This is a genomic window from Desulfofundulus sp., from assembly GCF_049701015.1.
GTDB lineage: Bacteria > Bacillota > Desulfotomaculia > Desulfotomaculales > Desulfovirgulaceae > Desulfofundulus.
In genome coordinates this window covers 1-1,837 of sequence record NZ_JBNATZ010000371.1, presented here as the reverse complement: position 1 = coordinate 1,837, position 1,837 = coordinate 1, and the positions used below count along the sequence as shown (strand labels likewise).

Here is a 1,837-nt window from a genome sequence, read left to right as displayed (position 1 = left end):
TCTTCCTCCTCAAGGATCTTTCTCACCACTTCAGCCTGGGCGGGTATATAAATTGATTATGTAACTCAATCCATTTTTTCTCTTCCATACGGTAGAGCAAGAAGTCATCTTTAATACCGAAGGGGGGTTTTGCGGATACTGTAAAATAATAGTCTATTGGCAGGGCAAAGTTTAGCCCCAGCCCCACTCCCTTTCCCGCAAAAATTATGCCGATCACTTCGCCGTACATGTTCAAAAGTGGGCCGCCGCTGCTTCCCGGGAGAACCGAGACATCGGTTTGGAGAATCCTTATTCCAGATCTGTCAGGGTCTACCTCCCTGATGTCCCTTATGGCACTGATAATACCTTTGGACGCGCTGTACTTCAGGCCCAGCGGGTTGGTTAGGGCAACAACTTCATCCCCGCATTTTACTTCCAGGTTGTAATGGGGTATGAAAGTAAACGTATTCCCATCTACCCTGAGAATGGCGATGTCCAGATACGCATCGAGTTTTTCTATACGGGCCTGGTACGTCCTTCCTTCAAAGGTTGTCACCGTTATGTCCCGTGAGCCAGCTACAACGTGGGCGTTGGTGATTATTTCGCCATCTGAGGACCAGAAGAAGCCGCTGCCTTGGCCCCTGCTTGTTTGAATTATGACAACCGCAGGCTGGGCGATTTCTACTACTTTGCCTACTGAGAGTAGCTCCGGTTTATTGTTTGTCTCCTCTCCCTCCGGCTTGATGATCGATATCGTCTGTGTGCTGGCATCCCAGTTTACGGTATAACCCAATGCTTCGGCGATATAGCGGGCCGGTAAGTAGGTACGACCATGCACTTGTACCGGCGCAACATCCATAAATTTACTCAAGCCGTTAACCACTATTACCCGGTTGCCTACAGTCATCTGGATTACTACAGTACCAGAATTCAGATATATAACTCCATTTTCATAAACTATGTTTTGTTCAGTGATACCGCATGCATAGGCCAGGTACCGTACAGGCACAAAGATTCGGCCGTCTTTTATGCAGGGTGATGCGTCCATCCTGCGCTCCTGGCCATCCATTATGTATGATGTATTTCCGAGTTGAAATGAGGCTGCATGGCCAGCCATAGCTATGGACGGGAAAGAAACGAAACTTAAAACCACAGTAAGGACGAAGCTGAGACAGAAAAAACACCTGTGCCCGGGCAAGTTACCTCTCTCCTTTCCTTAAAACAATTTCTCAACAGCCTGTTCTTCAACTACAGAGGTTCCCTTGATAATTTCCCTTTAAAAAATATCTAGGACCACTGTAATTAATTTCTACTAACTCCTCGGTTGGTTAAATTCGTCAGACGTTCACATTTTCCTTTTCTAACCAGTGGAAACCAGGCTTTTAACGTGGGCTCTCACTTGCGTGGCACCAGAATTTCCCTCCGTCAAGCCGAAATTTGTCCCGCGTGCTCCAGACCGTAGCGAAAGCCCTGACTCCGGGCCGGGCCGAAATAATAGCGTGGTTGCATGGGGGGGATTAGAATAACCTTTCATAATATCCTGGCAGATTATCATTGACTTTCTTCAGACGCGCGGAATCCCGCGCTTTTTCCTTTTTCAGGCCTGAAGGGAAAAGAAAAAAGGGGGCAACAGCGATGAACTGGCTGAAGAAGTTGGCGCAGGTTTTTGACGGTATGGGAGAACGTCTGGAGAAACTGGATGCAAAAGCGAAGAAGATAGCCAGGGAGGCGGGGGTGCGCCTGCCTGAAAACTCTTGTTCGGTGGTGATATGCTCTGACGACAGGACCGGCAAGCCCGTAGAGGTAGGGTATTACGACCGGTTTCTGCACTCGCTGGTGATCGGTCCGACAGGAACGG

The 1,837-nt window shown here is 48.6% G+C and carries 2 protein-coding genes; one reads left to right on the top strand and one right to left on the bottom strand.

Features of this window, described 5'->3' with window-relative positions; translation table 11 throughout:
- Positions 1 to 22 precede the first annotated feature (22 nt).
- Positions 23 to 1,177 carry a trypsin-like peptidase domain-containing protein gene (locus ACPLUI_RS14520; RefSeq protein ID WP_424660952.1) on the bottom strand — a complete coding sequence of 385 codons (1,155 nt, stop codon included), beginning with the start codon at positions 1,175 to 1,177 and terminating at the stop codon, positions 23 to 25.
- Positions 1,178 to 1,614: 437 nt separating this feature from the next.
- On the opposite strand from ACPLUI_RS14520, the gene ACPLUI_RS14515 reads away from it, so the two are divergent.
- Positions 1,615 to 1,837 (top strand): hypothetical protein (locus ACPLUI_RS14515; RefSeq protein WP_424660951.1); only part of this gene is annotated, 223 nt, incomplete at its 3' end.